The 18,368-nt window shown below is 58.9% G+C and carries 18 protein-coding genes; 6 read left to right on the top strand and 12 right to left on the bottom strand.

Features of this window, described 5'->3' with window-relative positions; translation table 11 throughout:
- Window positions 1-22 precede the first annotated feature (22 nt).
- The 6 genes from msrQ to V476_RS15925 all read right to left on the bottom strand — a co-directional run bounded on the left by msrQ (window position 23) and on the right by V476_RS15925 (window position 6,013).
- On the bottom strand, window positions 23-655 hold the full coding sequence (gene msrQ, locus V476_RS15950) for a protein-methionine-sulfoxide reductase heme-binding subunit MsrQ (protein WP_024961430.1): 633 nt from the start codon (window positions 653-655) through the stop codon (window positions 23-25).
- Window positions 655-1,668 (bottom strand): protein-methionine-sulfoxide reductase catalytic subunit MsrP, encoded by a 1,014-nt coding sequence (gene msrP / locus V476_RS15945; RefSeq protein WP_024961431.1) that lies wholly within the window; start codon window positions 1,666-1,668, stop codon window positions 655-657. The genes msrQ and msrP overlap by 1 nt, the downstream gene beginning before the upstream one ends.
- Before the next feature lie 69 nt (window positions 1,669-1,737).
- Entirely contained in the window at window positions 1,738-2,583 is an 846-nt protein-coding gene (gene pssA / locus V476_RS15940) for a CDP-diacylglycerol--serine O-phosphatidyltransferase (RefSeq protein ID WP_024961432.1), read from the bottom strand.
- 147 nt (window positions 2,584-2,730) lie between these two features.
- On the bottom strand, window positions 2,731-3,747 hold the full coding sequence (gene ilvC / locus V476_RS15935) for a ketol-acid reductoisomerase (protein ID WP_003427449.1): 1,017 nt from the start codon (window positions 3,745-3,747) through the stop codon (window positions 2,731-2,733).
- A gap of 47 nt (window positions 3,748-3,794) precedes the next feature.
- Window positions 3,795-4,286, bottom strand: coding sequence for an acetolactate synthase small subunit (gene ilvN, locus V476_RS15930; protein ID WP_002552075.1), 492 nt, complete (start codon window positions 4,284-4,286; stop codon window positions 3,795-3,797).
- A gap of 2 nt (window positions 4,287-4,288) precedes the next feature.
- A complete protein-coding gene (locus V476_RS15925; RefSeq protein WP_003317709.1) occupies window positions 4,289-6,013 on the bottom strand; it encodes an acetolactate synthase 3 large subunit in 1,725 nt (574 codons plus the stop codon).
- Window positions 6,014-6,410: 397 nt separating this feature from the next.
- Here V476_RS15925 and V476_RS15920 point away from each other — a divergent pair, with 397 nt between their 5' ends.
- Complete coding sequence (locus V476_RS15920) at window positions 6,411-6,827, top strand: DUF4124 domain-containing protein (RefSeq protein WP_016567188.1); 417 nt, start codon at window positions 6,411-6,413, stop codon at window positions 6,825-6,827.
- 11 nt (window positions 6,828-6,838) lie between these two features.
- Here the strand turns inward: V476_RS15920 and V476_RS15915 are convergent, their stop codons facing one another.
- The 3 genes from V476_RS15915 to mrcB are packed head-to-tail and all read right to left on the bottom strand — an operon-like array spanning window position 6,839 to window position 10,238.
- Window positions 6,839-7,168, bottom strand: coding sequence for a YqcC family protein (locus V476_RS15915; RefSeq protein WP_003345040.1), 330 nt, complete (start codon window positions 7,166-7,168; stop codon window positions 6,839-6,841).
- Window positions 7,168-7,899, bottom strand: a complete 732-nt coding sequence (locus V476_RS15910; protein ID WP_016567187.1) for a tetratricopeptide repeat protein — start codon at window positions 7,897-7,899, stop codon at window positions 7,168-7,170. Before V476_RS15910 ends, V476_RS15915 begins: the two co-directional genes overlap by 1 nt.
- A 17-nt stretch (window positions 7,900-7,916) precedes the next feature.
- Window positions 7,917-10,238 (bottom strand): penicillin-binding protein 1B, encoded by a 2,322-nt coding sequence (mrcB, locus tag V476_RS15905; protein ID WP_003427455.1) that lies wholly within the window; start codon window positions 10,236-10,238, stop codon window positions 7,917-7,919.
- Between the two features lie 130 nt (window positions 10,239-10,368).
- Here mrcB and V476_RS15900 point away from each other — a divergent pair, with 130 nt between their 5' ends.
- Together V476_RS15900 and V476_RS15895 are read left to right on the top strand one after the other, a co-directional pair.
- On the top strand, window positions 10,369-11,907 hold the full coding sequence (locus tag V476_RS15900; RefSeq protein WP_024961433.1) for a bifunctional aminoglycoside phosphotransferase/ATP-binding protein: 1,539 nt from the start codon (window positions 10,369-10,371) through the stop codon (window positions 11,905-11,907).
- Between the two features lie 100 nt (window positions 11,908-12,007).
- Complete coding sequence (locus V476_RS15895; protein WP_003317715.1) at window positions 12,008-12,352, top strand: pentapeptide repeat-containing protein; 345 nt, start codon at window positions 12,008-12,010, stop codon at window positions 12,350-12,352.
- Between the two features lie 356 nt (window positions 12,353-12,708).
- Here the strand turns inward: V476_RS15895 and deoC are convergent, their stop codons facing one another.
- Entirely contained in the window at window positions 12,709-13,494 is a 786-nt protein-coding gene (gene deoC, locus V476_RS15890; protein ID WP_024961434.1) for a deoxyribose-phosphate aldolase, read from the bottom strand.
- A gap of 241 nt (window positions 13,495-13,735) precedes the next feature.
- On the opposite strand from deoC, the gene V476_RS15885 reads away from it, so the two are divergent.
- Window positions 13,736-14,065 (top strand): Rieske (2Fe-2S) protein, encoded by a 330-nt coding sequence (locus tag V476_RS15885; RefSeq protein WP_003427463.1) that lies wholly within the window; start codon window positions 13,736-13,738, stop codon window positions 14,063-14,065.
- A 30-nt stretch (window positions 14,066-14,095) separates the two neighbouring features.
- On the opposite strand, the gene sfsA is transcribed toward V476_RS15885, so the two are convergent.
- The gene (gene sfsA, locus V476_RS15880) at window positions 14,096-14,809 is read right to left on the bottom strand and encodes a DNA/RNA nuclease SfsA (RefSeq protein ID WP_003345056.1); all 714 of its coding nucleotides are present in this window, start codon (window positions 14,807-14,809) and stop codon (window positions 14,096-14,098) included.
- Window positions 14,809-15,981: a pyridoxal phosphate-dependent aminotransferase gene (locus V476_RS15875; protein ID WP_024961435.1), complete on the bottom strand. Its 1,173-nt coding sequence runs from the start codon at window positions 15,979-15,981 to the stop codon at window positions 14,809-14,811. The genes sfsA and V476_RS15875 overlap by 1 nt, the downstream gene beginning before the upstream one ends.
- Window positions 15,982-16,329: 348 nt before the next feature.
- On the opposite strand from V476_RS15875, the gene dksA reads away from it, so the two are divergent.
- Both dksA and gluQRS read left to right on the top strand, forming a co-directional pair.
- On the top strand, window positions 16,330-16,770 hold the full coding sequence (gene dksA, locus V476_RS15870; protein ID WP_003317723.1) for an RNA polymerase-binding protein DksA: 441 nt from the start codon (window positions 16,330-16,332) through the stop codon (window positions 16,768-16,770).
- Between the two features lie 698 nt (window positions 16,771-17,468).
- On the top strand, window positions 17,469-18,356 hold the full coding sequence (gluQRS, locus tag V476_RS15865) for a tRNA glutamyl-Q(34) synthetase GluQRS (protein WP_003392642.1): 888 nt from the start codon (window positions 17,469-17,471) through the stop codon (window positions 18,354-18,356).
- The last annotated feature ends 12 nt before the right edge of the window (window positions 18,357-18,368 follow it).

Here is an 18,368-nt window from a genome sequence, read left to right as displayed (position 1 = left end):
TATAGACACCTGACAGAGGGCGTCAACCGTTATTTTGAACTTTTACAGATCTGGCCTTCGCAGCGCCGCCCAGACGTGGGATTCGCCTAGCAAACACGGGAATCCGCAGCAGTAACAGGAATGCACCTATCCCCGCATACAACGCCCACTCTTTAAGATCGGCCCGGACAATCCAGAACATATGCAGCAAACCCAGCCCCAGAATCACGTAGATGATCCGATGCAGCTTTTTCCAGCGTGCTCCCAGACGGCGCTGGCTATAACGGTTGGATGTCAACGCAAGCGCAAGCAGCCCCAGCAACGCCAGCGCGCCGACGATGATATAAGGACGCTTGACCAGCTCGACACCCAACTGCCCCCAATCCAGCCCCAGAATGAACAGTGCATACATGGCCAGGTGGAGCAACGCATAGGCAAAACACCACAGGCCCAGCTGGCGACGCACCACAATCCACCCGGACCAACCGGTAAGGCGCAGCAACGGTGTCATGGAGAGCGTGATCAGCAGCATGACCAGCGTCGCCACTCCGAAGTTCTCCACAAGGACTTTGCCGGGGTCAGGCCCGAGCGCAAAGATCCATGCCTGGTACAACCACCACACAGGCGCAATGCAAGCGGCAAGAAATACAGCAAGACGCAAAAACGGATATCGCATCAATAGTCCTTCCGCAAATCCATGCCGGCGTACAAGGCACCCACCTCTTCTTCATAGCCATTGAACATCTTCGTGTCGCGCAGATTCGGGCTGAACAGGCCGCTCGGCAAGCGACGCTCACGGGCCTGCGTCCAGCGCGGGTGATCGACAGTCGGGTTGACGTTGGCATAGAAGCCATACTCGTTTGCCGCAATGCTTTGCCAGGTAGTCTTCGGCTGCTCACTGACCAGGCTGATACGCACGATGGACTTCACACTCTTGAAACCATATTTCCATGGCACCACCAGGCGTAACGGTGCGCCATTCTGGTTAGGCAGTTCACGCCCGTACATGCCCACCGCCAGAATCGCCAGAGGGTTCATCGCTTCGTCCAGACGCAGCCCTTCTACATAAGGCCAGTCGATCAGTGCGAAATCAGAGCGCTGACCCGGCATGGACTTGGCGTCCTCCAGCGTTTCGAAACGGATGTACTTGGCTTTGGAGGTCGGCTCTACCTGCTTGAGCAACGCAGATATAGGAAAGCCGATCCACGGAATGACCATCGACCAGGCTTCGACGCAACGCAACCGGTAGATCCGCTCTTCCAGTTGGTAAGGCTTCATGAAGTCTTCGAGTGCATAGCGGCCAGGCTTGGCGACTTCACCATCGATCACGACACTCCAGGGCTCGGTCTGCAGAGAGCCGGCATTCTTTGCCGGGTCGCCCTTGTCAGTACCGAACTCATAGAAGTTGTTGTAATGGGTCGCGTCCTTGAACGGCGTGATCGCCTCGTCCTTGATGTTGACCGCCTGCCATTTCGTCGCAGGCAGTTTGTCCGCGAACCAGCCCGGCGCTGTACCTGGCTCGACATCGGCATACCGCGAAGCATCGGCGGCACCGGCCCATCGCGGCATTGCCGTGACGGCAAGACCTGCAAGCGAGCTGGCGAGCAGTGTGCGTCGCGAGAGATAAATGGATTCAGGCGTAACGTCCGACTCTTTGGAGTCGGACGCAGAAGGAAGTTTGATTAGCATGATGACTCCGCAGGCCAGGGAACTGATGCACCAATAGACTACGGAGTATGGTGGAAATTAGATCATTGACTAGGCTTTGCGGCGACGTAATAGATACTGAATGGGGCCGGACAGAGCGTAAGCGAGGAATATCAGCAGCAAAATGCGCGGCGGGTCGCTGAATACGACAGCAAACACCAAGACCACCGCCAGAATCGCAACGAAAGGCACACGCCCCTTCAAGTCCAGTTCCTTGAAGCTGTTGTACTTGATGTTGCTGACCATCAGCATACCGGCGGCGGCGACCAGCAACGCAACGAGAAACGACAGCTTGGAGCCCTGAATCCCGAAATCGCTGAATGCCCAGACCGTGCCGGCCACTACACCTGCCGCTGCCGGACTGGCCAGGCCGATGAAGTAGCGTTTGTCAGCCTTGCCGACCTGAGTATTGAACCGTGCCAGACGCAATGCAGCGCCGGCTACATAGATGAAGGCAACCATCCAGCCGACCTTGCCCATTTCGCCCAGTGCCCAGCCGAACGCCAGCAACGCCGGGGCCACACCAAAGGCAACCATGTCGGACAGCGAATCGTACTCGGCGCCAAACGCGCTTTGCGTATTGGTCATGCGCGCCACACGACCATCCAGGCCGTCGAGCACCATGGCCACGAAGATCGCAATCGCAGCGAATGCGAAATACTTGCTCGCACCGGCGGTATCACCTGCACTCATCGCGCTTTGAGCGCTCATGGAGCTGATGATGGAATAGAAGCCCGCAAACAGATTTGCAGTGGTAAACAGGTTGGGCAGCAGGTAGATACCGCGATGCCGGACTTGCCGGCCTTCGGCATCATGCCCTTCTTCTACATGTTCATCGATCGGTAGCAGACTTTCAGCGTCAGAGGCCTTGATGGGCTCTTCAGGACGTTCGCTCATGGAGATTACCTTGCAGCGGTATGAAAAGGTTCGACACAGGTCTGCAGCGAGGGTTCGCCAGCAAACAATTGCAGCTTTATACCAGAGCCTGACCCATAACGAAAAAACGCGACCGATGGGCCGCGTTTTTTTTGTGAAGCTGAATGCTTAGTTCTTGTCTTTGTCGACGATTTTGTTCGCCGCGATCCAAGGCATCATCGAGCGCAGTTTCTCGCCGATGATTTCGATGCCGTGCGCAGCGTTGTTACGACGTTTGGCAGTCATCGACGGGTAGCCAGTGGCGCCTTCGGTGATGAACATCTTCGCGTATTCGCCGTCCTGGATGCGCTTCAGAGCGTTACGCATGGCCTGACGGGATTCGGCGTTGATGACTTCAGGACCGGTCACGTACTCGCCGAACTCGGCGTTGTTGGAGATCGAGTAGTTCATGTTGGCGATACCGCCTTCGTACATGAGGTCAACGATCAGCTTCAGTTCGTGCAGGCATTCGAAGTAAGCCATTTCCGGCGCGTAGCCAGCTTCAACCAGCGTTTCGAAACCGGCTTTGACCAACTCGACAGTACCGCCGCACAGAACAGCCTGCTCGCCGAACAGGTCGGTTTCAGTCTCGTCCTTGAAAGTGGTTTCGATGATGCCGGTACGGCCGCCGCCAACGCCCGAAGCGTAGGACAGGGCAACGTTCTTGGCGTTGCCGGAAGCATCCTGATAAACCGCGATCAGGTCAGGGATACCGCCGCCCTTGACGAACTCGGTACGCACGGTGTGGCCTGGAGCCTTCGGCGCGATCATGATCACGTCGAGGTCAGCGCGCGGCACGACCTGGTTGTAGTGAATCGCGAAGCCGTGGGAGAACGCCAGTGTTGCGCCCTTTTTCAGGTTCGGCTCGACTTCGTTCTTGTACAGCTGGGACTGGAACTCGTCCGGGGTCAGGATCATGACCACGTCGGCAGCAGCAACGGCGGAAGCGACATCGGTCACTTTCAGGCCATGAGCCTCCGCCTTGGCGACAGTAGCCGAACCTTTACGCAGGCCAACAGTGACATCAACGCCGGAGTCTTTCAGGTTGCACGCCTGAGCGTGGCCTTGCGAACCATAGCCGATGATGGCGACTTTCTTGCCCTGGATGATCGAAAGGTCACAGTCTTTGTCGTAGAAAACTTTCATGGAAATCCCCTGTTATCTTGGCCACGCAGGCCATTTGCTTAATTGATTTAAATGCTCAGCACTTTGTCGCCACGGGCAATGCCCGTTACGCCACTGCGTACTGTTTCCAGGATAGCGGCGGTGCCGATGGCCTGAATGAAGCTGTCCAGTTTGTCGCTCGTGCCGCTCAGTTGCACGGTGTAAACGCTGGCGGTGACGTCGACGATCTGCCCGCGGAAAATATCCGTGGTGCGCTTGATCTCGGCACGCTGCGCGCCGGTGGCCTTGACCTTGACCAGCATCAGTTCGCGCTCGATGTGGGCGCTTTCCGACAGGTCGACCAGCTTGACCACTTCGATGAGCTTGTTGAGGTTCTTGGTGATCTGCTCGATCACCTCATCATGACCTACGGTGGTGAGCGTCAGACGCGACAGAGTCGGGTCTTCGGTCGGCGCAACCGTCAGGCTTTCGATGTTGTAATTACGCTGGGAGAACAGACCAACGACGCGCGACAGTGCACCCGGTTCGTTTTCCAGCAGCAGGGAAATGATATGGCGCATGATTATGTCCGCTCCGTCTTGCTCAACCACATATCGCGCATGGAGCCGTCCTTGATTTGCATCGGATAGACGTGCTCGGTCACATCGACCTGAATATCCATGAACACCAGCCGGTCAGTCATGGCAAAGGCTTCTTCCATCTTCGGCTTCAGATCCTTCAGGTCCGTGACACGCATGCCGACGTGGCCATAGGCCTCGACCAGCTTGACGAAATCAGGCAGCGACTCCATGTAGGAGTGCGAGTGACGCGCGCCGTAGCTCATGTCCTGCCACTGGCGGACCATGCCCAGCACACCGTTGTTGAGCAGAATGATCTTCACCGGCAGACCGTACTGCAGGCAGGTCGACAGTTCCTGGATGTTCATCTGGATGCTGCCTTCACCGGTCACGCAGGCGACGTGCGCATCCGGAAAGTTCAGCTTGACGCCCATCGCCGCCGGGAAGCCAAAGCCCATGGTGCCCAGACCACCCGAGTTGATCCAGCGGTTCGGCTTGTTGAAGCGGTAGTACTGCGCAGCGAACATCTGATGCTGACCGACGTCCGAGGTGACATAAGCGTCGCCCTTGGTAACTTCGCACAGCGTTTCGATAACGGCCTGCGGCTTGATGACCGTGCCATCGCCACGGTTGTACGGGAACAGATCACCCGTACCGCGCCACTCGTCAATCTGCTTCCACCACGCGGCGACGGATGCCTTGTCGGGTGTCTCGCCGATCTCTTTCAAGGTGGCGACCATTTCGGTCAGCACGCTTTCGACAGGACCGACGATAGGCACATCGGCCTTGATGGTCTTGGAGATCGAAGCCGGGTCGATATCGATGTGGATAATCTTGGCGTTCGGGCAGAACTTGCTGGCGCCGTTGATGACACGGTCATCAAAGCGCGCGCCGACTGCCAGGATCACATCGGTATGGTGCATCGCGAGGTTGGCGGTATAGCTACCGTGCATCCCGAGCATGCCGACGAACTGACGATCCGTGCCCGGATAGCAACCAAGCCCCATCAGGGTGTTGGTTACCGGAGCATCGAGCAGTTGCGCCAGTTCGGTCAGTTGCGCCGAAGCATTGCCCATGATCACCCCGCCACCGGCGTAGACGATCGGGCGCTTGGCAGCCAGCAGCATCTCGACGGCCTTGCGGATCTGACCGGAATGGCCACGAACCGCCGGGCTGTAGGAGCGCAGCTTGGCTTTTTTCGGGAAGACGTATTCGAATTTTTCGGCCGGGTTGGTCATGTCTTTCGGAATATCGACGACCACCGGACCCGGACGACCGGACTGCGCCAGGTAGAAAGCCTTTTTCAGGATTTCCGGGATTTCCGACGGGTGCTTGATCATGAAGCTGTGCTTCACGATCGGCCGGGAGATACCGATCATGTCGGTCTCCTGGAACGCGTCGGTGCCCACCAGCGTACTGGCTACCTGACCGGAGAGGACCACCATCGGAATGGAGTCCATGTACGCCGTGGCGATACCGGTAATGGCATTGGTTGCACCAGGACCCGAAGTCACCAGCACTACGCCCGCCTTGCCGGTAGCCCGAGCATAGCCATCGGCCATGTGCGTGGCAGCCTGCTCATGGCGAACAAGGATGTGGCTCACCGCCGGTTCTTTGAACAGGGCATCGTAGACATGCAGGAGGGCACCACCGGGGTACCCATAGATATGCTCAACGCCTTCGTCACGCAAAAAGCGGACGACCATTTCAGCGCCAGATAAAAGCTCCACGTTGTTCACCTCTAAAACGCCAGAATACCGCCCACTCCGGGACGGGTCTTAATAGGTTTACTGCCAGCAGAGCATGAGCGACGGTGGTCGCCGACTACGTCAGCACTGACTGAGCAAGTATTGGGAGGTCCCTGAGTGTTGCGGAACATTCCCACCCAGCGCGAGGTAACGCGTTGCGGGTGTTACAGGTCGGCGCGGGTGTGCGCCTCATGATCTACCGAGAGGGTCTGCTTCTGGCAGTCCTTCTACAGCGAACTTTGGATTGTTGTGATTCCCCCCCTTCAAGTCAAGCGATCCGTGCGCTTTCTTGACACCCGATGAGTGAAATCGCACCGTTTCGGACTGAAATGCACTGTTATGGTAGCTTTCTGCATGCACAGACTTTCAAGGACCCGACATGCATTGGATGATTCTCGCCGCCGCGCTGGCCATCAGCGCAACCAGCCAGGCCGCTTCGATCTACAAGTGGGTGGATGCCCAGGGCGTGACGCACTTTGATGCCCAGCCGCCCACTGGCCAGCCGGTGCAGGAAATCAATGTGCAGACACCGCCACCCGCTGCCGCGCCGGGCATGCCAGCGGACGATGGGGCTGCGCAGCAACGCGAGATTGACCAGAAAGTCAAAAGCCAGGTGAAGGCTCAGGAAGCCAAGCGCGCGGAAAATTGCGAGACGTTGCGCACCAATCTTGCGCAGTTGCAGAACAATCCGCGCGTGCGCGAGCAGGTTGGAGGCGAATCAAAGCGTCTTACGGATGAGAACCGCAAGACGCGTATCGAAGAAACCAACAGGGCTATCAGCGAATACTGCCGCTAGAAGCGCGCCGATCAGCGAGCTGCTGTGATCAGCTGGTCAAACCGCGCCAGATGCGCTTGCAGTTGCCGGGTTTCAGTCATGCACCCGGCATAAACCATCTCGGCCATTTCCAGAATGCCCGAGGCATTGGGCAATGGCAGGTTGCGCTCAAGAATGACCTTCATGCGCGGCAGGAAAATCCATTGCAGCCACTGGGCGAACTCCAGGGTATCGACGCTGAACGGTTCCTGACTGGCGAGCGCCTGCTCGCTGGGCGGTGTCGCATCCCACCAACCCAGCAAGCGCAACTCGCGCTCTATCAACAACAGTTGCTCGGCAACCTCAGGCAAACGTCCGTCCATCAGCGAGCCTTTTGACGAGCCAGGGCAGCACCGGCCGCATCACCTTGCTTTTCGCGTGACTGAGCGATCAATCCCCACAGACTGGCCTGAAGGCTGGTGCGCCCGTTGGCGTAAGTCAGACCACGACGTGCTAGTTGCTCGGCCTGGGCTGCATCGCCCTGAGCCAGACGCACCTGAGCCAGACGATAAAGCACTTGCGGCTCGCGCGGTGCAACCCGCTGCGCACGCTCGAGACTGGACGACGCGCCGTTGAGATCGCCACTGGTCTGCTGTTGCTGTGCAGTGGTCAGCAATGCCAGTACGGGCCCGTCAAGTTGCTCGTCCTCTGACAGACCGCCACCGCTGGACGGAATTCCGGTCGGGGCAGAGGCGGCCGGCATGCTGTAACTGTTGTTCGCGGGAGCCTGACTGACTGGGGCCTGGTTAACCGGGGCCGCATCGACAGGCGGAGTGTTGACACTGAACGGTGCCTGACTGGCGGGCGCAGAATAACTCTGTCCTGCATCGGCGCCACCCGCGCCCGGCACCATCACCACCACGCCCGAGTCCTGCGGTACAGCTTGCGGCTGCTGTTGCACCGGAGCGGTGTTGGTGCGACGCGAAGCTGCCGCACGTTCGCCGTTGGACACCTTGGAGCTCGAATCCACGACCGGAATCGAGCCGCGTTCCACACTGGCGCAGCCGTTCAGCAAGGCCAGTGCCGTTAAAGCTGGAATCCACCATTTATTCACTTCAAAACCTCGATTGCCTAGTTCAACCAACCCTTGACCCAGTCCATCACCTCAGTGGCAGGTGCCGGAGCGCCGCCGCATGTCGCGCCAGGCTGGGGCTCACTGCCGCGAATATACGGCATCTGCACGGCATTCGGGCAGCTTGCATCCGAACCCTGACCGGTCTGCGCATCGACCCACGCCTGAACGACGTTGTCCGGCATCGCCATGTCCAGCGGCAGCGGACCAGCCTTGCGCATGAAACTGGTCCAGACCTGCAGGGCACCGGTGGCACCGGTAAACGGTGTCTTGCCGTTGTCGTCGCGCCCCATCCACACAACGGCCAGCAGGTCCTGACTGAACCCGGCAAACCAGCTGTCGCGCGAGTCGTTACTGGTGCCGGTCTTGCCCGCCAGATTCAACGAGCTCGGCAACACGTTGTAAACAGATTTGCCCGTACCTTCGCGCATGACCCGCTGCATCGCATTCTGCACCAGGTATATGGCACCCGGATCGAAGCGCTGTTCAATCTGGAACGGATAACGCTTGAGCGGCTCGCCTTCAGCGGTGAGCACGCTGCGAATACCACGCATCGGCGTATTGAACCCGCCGCTGGCGATGGTCTGATACATGGTGGCCACTTCCATCGGACTCAAGCCACCCGCACCCAGCAGCATCGACGGATAGGTCGGCCATTCGCGCGTCACACCCAGCTTGGCCAGCGTCTTGAACACGTTTGGAATGCCCAGCTCAAGACCCAGCTTGGCGGTCGACAAGTTGTAAGAATGCGCCAGCCCCTGATACAGGAAGATATTGCCGTGTGACTTGTGATCGTAGTTCTGCGGTTTCCAGATCTGGCCATCGGCGCCCTTGACCTGGAACAGTTCGTCGGCGATCCAACTGGTCAAGGTGTACTGGCTTGGCCGTTCGAGTGCCGTCAGGTAGATAGCCGGCTTGACCAGCGAGCCGATCGGCCGAACCGCGTCGATCGCCCGGTTGAAGCCCGAGAACCCGGCCTCACGCCCACCGATCAACGCCTGCACTTCGCCGGTTTCCGGGTTGGTGACGACCATGGCCGACTCCACCTCATCAGAACCCTTGCGCCCGGCGAGCTTCTTGAACGTATCGTCCATGGCAGCCTGGGACTTCATCTGCAGGATCGGATCGAAACTGGTAAAGATCCGCAGCCCTTCTTCGGTCAAGTCTTCGTCGCGATAGTCTTCGCGCAGCTGACGCTTGACCAGATCGAGGAACGCCGGGAACGAGCTGTCGGCGAGGGTCCCGGTCTTGGTCACACCCAGTGGCATTTTCTTCGCAGCGGCAACCACTTCCGGCGTGGCGACGCCCTGCTGCTCGAACAGGTCGAGCACCAGATTACGACGCTCCAGAGCACGCTCCGGATTGCGCCGCGGGTTGTAGAAGGACGGCCCTTTGACCAGACCGACCAGCATCGCCACCTGATGGATTTTCAGTTCGGACAGCGGCTGGCTGAAGAAATACTGACTGGCCAGACCGAAACCGTGAACAGCACGCTGGCCGTCCTGCCCGACGAACACTTCGTTGAGATAGGCCTCGAGGATTTCCTGCTTGCTGTAATGGATCTCCAGCAAAACGGCCATCATGGCTTCGGTCAGCTTGCGGGTCAGGCTGCGTTCGTTGGTCAGGTAGAAGTTCTTGACCAACTGCTGGGTCAGCGTACTGCCGCCCTGGCGCATCTGCCCCTGCGAGGTATTGACCCAGATCGCCCGGGCAATGGACTTGGGCGACACGCCGAAGTGGTGATAGAAATCCCGGTCCTCGACCGCTACCAGCCCGTCGAGCAGATAGGGCGGCGCCTGATCCAGCTTGATCAGAATCCGGTCTTCCAGGTTCTTCGGGTACAGGCCGCCGATCAGCAACGGCTCAAGCCGCGCCACCGCAAGCTTTGCACCATTGCCCGAAGACAAGTCAGCTACGTAGTCACCGGAAAAGCGCACGCGCACCTGCTGCGCTGCGTCAGTGCCTTCGTAGAACTGAAAACCACGCGTGTTGAGGTCGACGGTATTGCCGTTCACCGCTGCGGCACCGGGGCCGTTCGCCACGCTTTCGCGGCGATAGCCCAAGGCGTCCAGTTCGATGAGAAAGTCATCACGGCTCAGCTTCTGTCCAACGAACAGCTCCAGCGGCCGTGCATAGACCTTGGCCGGGATGGTCCAGCGCTTGCCGGAGAATTTTTCCTGGACGATTGCATCGAGATATATGGCCAGGCCGCCGAGCAGAACCAGGCCGACAATACCGAGCTTCAACGCCCAGCCCAGCCACTTGTTAAGGCTGCGGGGAGGTTGTTTTTTTGCAGAACGAGAGGTACGGGATCGAGTCATGGGCGCGGATTATACGCACTTTACCGAGGATCGACAGACGCCCGAGCCAGCGGTTTGCAGCCTCGCGCCAAGCGGCCATAATGGCAGCATCGTGTACTTACATTTTGAACACATTCCTGAAGGATCGACCGTGAGCCAGTCTTTGATTGCTGCCCTGCAGAACCCTGCCCTCTTCCCCCATCCGGTGGAGAGTTTCCAGGTCATCGAAACGCACATTTCCTGGGTGCTGCTGACGGGTCCGTATGCCTACAAATTCAAAAAACCGATGAACTTCGGCTTTCTGGATTTCACCACGCTGGCCCTGCGCAAGCATTTCTGCGAAGAAGAGTTGCGCCTGAATCAGCGTCTGACCGACGACCTCTACATCGAAGTCCTGCCGATCACTGGCACAGAGAACGCGCCACAACTGGGCGGCGACGGCGAAGCCATCGAGTACGCGCTGAAGATGAAGCAGTTCTCGCAGGATGGTCTGCTGAGCACGCTGCAGGCCAACGGTGAAGTGACGACTGCGCACATCGACGAACTGGCGAGCCAGATTGCCGGCTTTCACCTGACCTCACCGCAGGTCGGGGCCGAAAGCGAACTCGGCTCGCCTGACAGCGTGATGGCCCCGGTGGTACAGAATTTCGAGCAGATTCGCCCGCTGCTCAGCGAAAAATCCGACCTGGCACAGCTTGATGCCCTGCAGGCGTGGGCAGAGTCGAGCTTTGCGCGACTCAGGCCGCTGCTGGCTCACCGCAAGGCCGACGGGTTCATCCGTGAATGCCATGGCGACATCCATCTGGGCAACGCAACGGTGATTGACGGCAAGGTCGTACTGTTCGACTGCATCGAGTTCAACGAGCCGTTCCGCAAGACCGACGTCTACGCCGACATCGGCTTTCTGGCAATGGACCTTGAGGACCGTGGCCTGAAATCGCTGTCGCGGCGCTTGATCAGTCAGTATCTGGAAGTCACCGGCGACTACGCAGGCCTTGAGCTGTTGAACTTCTACAAGGCTTATCGCGCAATGGTACGCGCCAAGGTGGCACTGTTTACCCAGCCGGCCAATGCCGACGGTTTGCAGCGCGCGGCGACGCTTCGTCAGTACCGCAATTATGCCAATCTGGCCGAGAGCTACAGCGCTATCCCTTCGCCGTTTCTGACGATTACCCATGGTGTCTCTGCCGTCGGCAAAAGCCACGTAGCAATGCGTCTGGTGGAATCGCTGGGCGCCATCCGCCTGCGCTCGGACGTAGAGCGAAAGCGCTTGTTTGCCGGCCAGGGCCAGGATCTGTATGACGCGCAAGCCAGCAGCGCAACTTATGCCCGCCTGCATGAGCTGGCCTCCGCAACCCTGCGCGCGGGCTTCTCGGTGGTAATCGATGCGACCTACCTGAAGCGCGAGCAACGCGATGCGGCGGCAAAGATTGCGGAAAACACCGGTGTGCCGTTCCTGATTCTGGATTGCGAAGCACCACAGGCAGTGATCGCTGGCTGGCTTGCGCAGCGTCAGGCACAGAACAACGACCCCTCCGACGCCACACTGGAAGTCATCGAGGCGCAGCAGGCCAGTCGCGAGCCGCTAGGCGCCGACGAAATCCTGCGCAGCAAGCAGGTTGCAACCAACGTCAGCAGCGACTTGGACGGCCTTATCGACAACCTGCGTCAGCGCCTGCCGGGCCTTTAAACAGACGCATGGCCGTTGAGCGGTTAATGCTTCACGGCCTCAAGATGATGGCGATATACTGGCGCCATAATTCCAACGCAACGACATGTCCGAGGCCATCATGAGCCACCCCAAACAGATCGACTCACCGCTTTATATGCTGCTGCGCAAAGATGACGTCGAAGGTTTCAATCAAGAGAAACCACGAACCGGCACCATCGACATGGTCGGGGGCGACTTCAGAGGGCTGGACCTGCGCGAGCTGGACACAGCCGGCATCGACTTCACCGACGCCTATTTTCGCTCTGCCGACCTTCGCGGCCTCGACCTGCGCAATACGCCGATGGAAGGTGCGAGCATCGCTCACGCACAGATTTCAGGGGTGTTCTTCCCGGCCGAACTCTCGGCTGACGAGATCCTGATGTCGGTGAATTTCGGCACGCGCCTGCGCTACCGTACCCACTGATACCGCAAAAACGTTGCAGCCTGCATGCGCGATGCATAGCGGGCTGGCGATGTATCGCACTCTTTTCATGCCCCCCTTCTCTTGCATGCGCAACCCGGTCTTCGCTGTGCTCAGCACTTTTTAGCCCTCACATATGCGTGCTGAATCAGGCACAGGAACCGGCGTCCGGGCCACCAAAAGAAATGTTGACTTACAAATGAGAATCGTTATGATTATCACATCCGGTCGCGAGACTGGACGGTAGCCTGAAAGACCTTGGTTCGGACTTTCAGATTATCTCCTCATCAGGCTAATCACGGTTTTTGACCCGGCTCTTTGCCGGGTCTTTTTTTGCCCGGCACAAAACCACCGGTCATTCAAAAGCCAGCGCCGCCACCATGGGATTCGAGCAGGCCGAGCCTTGCCAGCAAATCGTCCAGCAAGCTCGATCCTCCCAGCCGTAAACGTCCGGCGCTGATCCATTGCAGACCAAATCGCGCGCGGACCAGTGCCATGTAAACATGCGCCTCGTCGAACGTACGGATCCCGCCTGCAACCTTGAGCCCCACTTGTCCGCCTACGTCAGCAATGGACTCCAGCATGATCCGTGCAGCCTGCGGCGTGACATGCGTGGCGGCCTTGCCCGTGCTGGTCTTGATGAAGTCAGCGCCCGAAACAATCGCATCGCGACACGCATCGAGGATCATTTGCGAGTCACGCAAGTCACCGGTTTCAAGGGTAGCGGTAAGCCTGACCTGCCCGGCACACAAAGCCGAACACGCCGAAATCATCGCCAAGCCGGGCTGCCGATCTCCGCCGAGCAACGCGCGAAAGGGATACACGACGTCGATCTCATCCGCGCCAGCCATCAGCGCAGCGCGTACCTGGGCGATGACTGACTGAACATTGCTGCTGCCATGAGGGAAATTGACCACGGCGACGACCTTGATATGACGAGCCTGTAGGCGATCCAGCGTGGTGCGTGCCAGACACACGAAACGTTGCTGGACGCTGACCGCGGCAACCGGCCCCACAGGCGTACATGCACGCCGACAGATGCCGACAATGCGCTGCTCCGTGTCGTCTGTGTTGAGGGCGAACAGCTCAAGCAGCCCGATGACCTGACGCGCCAGTCGCTCATCATCTGCTGTCATCTCTTTCATAGTATTTCCGCTCTGCAAGACATGAGCGGACGATATATGGCTGCAAGGCCTACAGGCGTAGGCGATGCGCTTAGAGACGAAAGCTACAGAAAGACAGGAAAGAACCGACGTACCCTGTAATGACTTCAACGTAACGCAGCGCATCAATCCGAAGAAAATGCCAGACTTGTCCGATCAGGCATCGCCCCTGAAAACTGGCACCCTAAAACGGGCCCTCTAACAACTGGCCTATGGAGGCTTCTTGATATTCCTTTGCACTTCAAGCCACCTGCCCGAAGCCCACAGCAAAGGCTTCGCGCTGGGCGAACATGCGCTATTTGCCGTGCGCCGCCAAGGCCAAGTGTTCGTCTACAAAAACCGCTGCCCGCATCGCGGCATTCCCCTGGAATGGCAACCCGATGAGTTTCTGGACAGCAGTGCGAGCCTGATCCAGTGCGCTACGCACGGGGCGTTGTTTCTGATCGAGAACGGCGAATGCGTTGCCGGGCCTTGCGAAGGCCAGTCCTTGACCGTCATCAAAAGCCGTGAAGACGCCGAGGGCATCTGGGTGTCGCTGCATCTGGAGGCATGACGGAGTCTGAACCGCCTGTAGCCAGATGCCTCAATCCAGTCCGTGCACCTGCAGGCGACGGTCGATAAAAATCTCTTCCGACGTCAGTTGCGCACCGTAGGCAAGAATTTGCACACCGGCATCAATAGCTTCACGCAACGCCGCCGCGTAGGCAGGATCAATCTCCTGCGCAGGCCGCACAGCGTCGATACCGGTGAGATTGACGCAATACAGCAGCACGGCGCGCACGCCTTCGCGCGCCAGCGTCGCCAGTTCGCGCAGGTGCCGCGCGCCACGCTGGGTCACCGCATCGGGGAATGCCGCCACGCTGGAACCATCGAACCCCAAAGTGACACTTTTCACTTCCAGGTACAGGTAGCCATCCGGGTACTCCAGACGAAAGTCCACACGGCTTTTTTCCTGTCCGTAGGCCACCTCGCGCTTGAGCGCCGTGAACCCCGTCAATTCGCTGATGACCCCGGCGCGCAAGGCCTCGTCAACGAGCGTATTGGCCCGTCCGGTATTGATACAGGCCAGGCGACCCTGCGGGGTTTCGCTGATTTCCCAAGTGCCAGGCAGTTTGCGCTTGGGGTCATTCGAGCGACTGAACCACACGCGCCCGCCGGGCATCATGCAGTTGAGCATCGAACCGGTGTTAGGGCAGTGAATGGTCAGCAACTCACCGCTATCGGTTTCGATATCAGCGAGAAAACGCTTATAACGCACCAGCAGACGACCCTGTTCAAGCTGCGGAGAAAAACGCATCAGACGCCCCAGCTACGCAAACCGCGAGCGATTCGCTCGACCGCCTGTTCAAGGCGCGGCAGGCTTTGCGTATAGGCAAAGCGCACGTGGTGCCCGGCCTGGAAACGACCAAAGTCCAGCCCCGGTGTAAAGGCGACGTACTCGGTTTCCAGAAAGTGCCGGCAAAAGGCAAAGGCATCACCGCAAAACGCGGAGATATCGGCATACAAATAAAAGGCCCCTTCCGGCTCGACGGCAATACCGAACCCCAGTTCGCGCAGCGCTGGCAGCAGAAAGTCACGGCGGCGGCCGAACTCGGCACGCCGTTGCTCGAGTATGGCCAGCGTCTGCGGCTCAAAGCAGGCGAGCGCAGCATGTTGTGCCATGCTCGGCGCGCTGATGTAAAGGTTCTGGGCCAGCTTTTCCAGATCGGCCACCGCATCCTGTGGCGCGACCAGCCAGCCAAGACGCCACCCGGTCATGCCGAAATACTTTGAAAAGCTATTGAGGACGAAAGCGTCATTATCCACCTCCAGCACACTGCTGGCGTCCACACCGTAGGTCAGGCCGTGATAGATCTCGTCCACCACCAAGTGGCCATTGCGGGCTTTCAATGCCTGAGACAAGGCTGCCAGTTCGTCACGACTCAATAGAGTGCCGGTCGGGTTGGCGGGCGATGCCACCAGCGCGCCGACACTGTTCTGGTTCCAGTGCTTGGCCACCAGCTCGGGGGTCAGTTGATAACGCTCCTGGGGACCTACCGGCACCAGCTGCGCCTCGCCTTCTATCAGACGCAAAAAGTGGCGATTGCACGGGTAGCCAGGGTCGGCCAGCAACCAGTGCTTGCCCGGATCGACCAGTAGACTGCTGGTCAGCAACAACGCGCCTGAACCACCCGGCGTGACCAGAATGCGCTGAGGATCAATGTCGACGCCGTAACGCTGGGCGTAAAACCCAGCAATGGCCTCGCGCAGCTGCGGCAGGCCGCGCGCGGCGGTGTAACGCGTCTTGCCGTCTGCCAGTGCCGCCTGGCCAGCCTTAATGATGGGCTGCGCAGTGGTGAAATCGGGCTCGCCGATTTCAAGGTGAATCACATCATGACCCGCCGCCTGCAATTCATTGGCACGCGCCAGTAGCGCCATGACATGAAAAGGTTCTATGGCGCGACTGCGCGCACTGTAAGGCTGGCTCATGGATATTCCTTTGGAGGGCGGGTGTTAAAACATGATTGTCATCACGGCGCGCCATGATTCTACCCAACCACCCGCCCGACGGTGTGTTTGCGGACTGAAAAACCCGGTCCCCGAACGCTGAATAAAAGAAAGCTACGACGGTGCGCAGCGACTAGAGTTCATTTAGATGCAGGGCAGATGCGAAATGGCCATCTCCATAAGAAGACGGCGTCGTCATGCTCGACAACCGGGAGTAGCGCACTCCGATTTGATCTGGTAAGTTCGCCCGCTTGCAGCTGCAGGGCCGACGGGTGTCGGTGATGGAACAATCCTGCGCAATAGATTAGAAGAGTGAGAGGCGGTCCAGACATGCCCACCCCAGAAAAGCAACAGAACCATCTAATCAGCGGCTTTGAGCCCTACGTGCAAACGAAGGGTGAAGAGTACATGGGCGAGCCGATGCGCGCGCACTTCACCAAGATCCTGAACAAGTGGAAGCAGGACTTGATGCAAGAGGTCGACCGAACGGTAGACCATATGAAGGATGAAGCTGCCAACTTCCCTGATCCGGCCGACCGTGCCAGTCAGGAAGAAGAGTTCAGCCTCGAACTTCGTGCCCGCGATCGCGAACGCAAGTTGATCAAGAAGATCGACAAGACGCTGCAACTGATCAAGGACGAGGAATATGGCTGGTGTGAATCCTGCGGCGTAGAGATCGGCATCCGCCGTCTTGAGGCTCGCCCGACTGCAGACCAGTGCGTCGACTGCAAGACACTTGCAGAAATCAAGGAAAAACAGGTCGGTAAATGACCTGGGGCCGCCTTTGACTGAAAAGACGCTTCGGCGTCTTTTTTTGTGCCTGTGGAAGTCACTCTGCGCAACGCATGCCAAGGGAAATTTTTCTCCGGACACTTCTTGTTCCTCACGCTCTGCGCTCGGTGTTATACACAAATCTAACTGACTATCGTGCTAATGCTCCGCGTTGGCATGCAGTTCGTGACGCTCTGCGTCACACAGCGGTTCCGTGATGTCAGGTGGATTGGAGTTCGACTCAGGTCACCTTTTCGCCCCTCGGCGAGTTACTTTGATGGGGCCAAAGTAACCAAACCCCCTCGCTCCTGTTTCCGGCCCGACTTCGTCGGGTCCCTTCGCCCTGACACTGATCCGGGGGTCGCCGCAACGGGCCATCCATGGCCCGGTGCGGCTAACTCGGCATCCTTGCCGAGTTACCCCCGGATCAGCGCCAGGACTCAGCCGTCACTAACGTCGCAATTTGCGTCGTTCATGCCATCGCGATCAAAAAAGCACTTCGTTGGCAGCAGCTGCAGATAAGGCATGAGATTGTTCTGACCATCGTTCCAACGCTCCGCGTGGGAATGCAGTTCGTGGGGCTATGCGTCACACGGCGGTTTTCTTTGTCAGGTGGATTGAGATACGACTCAGATCACCTTTTCTCTCCCCTGCGTTCCACTTGCCCGCCCAAGCCCGTCACCCGTAACATCCCGCCCATGAAAAAACCGGCCTATATCGGGCGCTTTGCGCCGACTCCCAGTGGTTACCTGCATTTTGGCTCGCTGGTCGCAGCCCTCGCCTCCTATCTCGATGCGCGCGCGGCAGACGGTCAGTGGCTGTTGCGCATGGAGGATCTCGACCCGCCGCGTGAAGTAGCCGGCGCGCAGGCGGGGATTCTCGAGACACTCGAGCGCTACGGTTTTGAATGGGACGGCCAGATGGTGCGGCAAAGCGAGCGTCATGACGCCTACGCCGAGATCCTCCAGCGCTGGTTCAATCATGGCCTGGCCTACGCCTGCACCTGCTCGCGTAAACAGCTCGAAGACTTTCAGGGCGTCTATCCGGGTTTCTGCCGCAATGCCGGGCATTCGCCGGACAACGCCGCAATCCGCATTCGCGTTCCGGAGCTGGAATATCGCTTCGAAGACCGGGTTCAGGGCACCTTCAAAATGCACTTGGGCCGCGAAAGCGGTGACTTTGTAATCCGCCGGCGCGATGGGCTATATGCCTATCAACTGGCCGTGGTCATTGACGACGCCTGGCAAGGCGTCACCGATATCGTTCGCGGTGCCGACCTGCTCGACTCGACACCCCGCCAGCTTTACCTGCAGGAACTGCTGGGCCTGCCCCAACCGCGCTACCTGCATGTACCGTTGATCACCCAACCCGATGGTCACAAGCTGGGCAAGTCCTATCGCTCCCCGCCACTGCCGGCCGATCAGGCGACGCCGCTGCTGCTTCGGGCCTTGCGCGCATTGGGGCAGCCGCTCGATGCGCACATGACCGATGGCACCGCGCAGGAAGTGCTTGCCTGGGGCATACGTCACTGGAACGCTGACCTGATACCCCGACTGCGCAATATTGAGGAAGCCCGGATAGACTGATCCAGAGCGGTC

It is taken from the genome of Pseudomonas syringae KCTC 12500 (assembly GCF_000507185.2).
Lineage (GTDB): Bacteria > Pseudomonadota > Gammaproteobacteria > Pseudomonadales > Pseudomonadaceae > Aquipseudomonas > Aquipseudomonas syringae.
Note: the sequence above shows the minus strand (reverse complement) of the source record. Positions and strands in the feature narration are given on the sequence as shown.